The organism is Skermanella aerolata KACC 11604, from assembly GCF_000936425.1.
GTDB lineage: Bacteria > Pseudomonadota > Alphaproteobacteria > Azospirillales > Azospirillaceae > Skermanella > Skermanella aerolata.
On record NZ_AVFK01000213.1, the window covers coordinates 1 to 451 of the forward strand.

Annotated in this window: 1 protein-coding gene; it reads right to left on the minus strand. The window is 67.2% G+C overall.

Annotated elements, in window-relative coordinates; all coding sequences use genetic code 11:
• Nucleotides 1–69: 69 nt before the first annotated feature.
• On the minus strand, nucleotides 70–451 hold a 382-nt coding region (locus N826_RS39265; RefSeq protein ID WP_044438113.1), incomplete at its 5' end, for a DDE-type integrase/transposase/recombinase.

The window sequence follows — 451 nt, forward strand, 5'->3', positions numbered from 1 at the left end:
GGCATCGTCAAGTTGTTGGGCGGGAGCCGAGGGTTGGGCGAGTCTGACGGCGCATAGGGCTGGTGGGGGTTATGCGGCCAGCTTGATGCCGCAGACGTCGTGCCACGCCTGGAAGGCGCGGGTCCGCTCGGCGCGGTAGTCGGTTTCGGGCATCAGGTGGCGGGGCAGAAGGAAGAGGTTGTTGATCGGGTCGTGGGCGGACAGGAAGCGCTGGGCGTGCCGGGCCGACTTGAAGCGCTTCATCTGGCGTTCTCGTCGGCGGGTCGGCTGGTGTGAGTTTTCCGCCCGGTTGTTGAGCCCCTTGTGCTGGCGATGCTCCACCCCGGGCATGATCTCCTTCTTGGCCGCGCCGTAGGAGCCGAGCTTGTCCGTGATCATGACGCGAGGGGCCCGGCACTGCCGCTTCAGCAGCTTGCGCAGCAGCCGTTTGGCTGCCTTCCTGTCGCGCCGG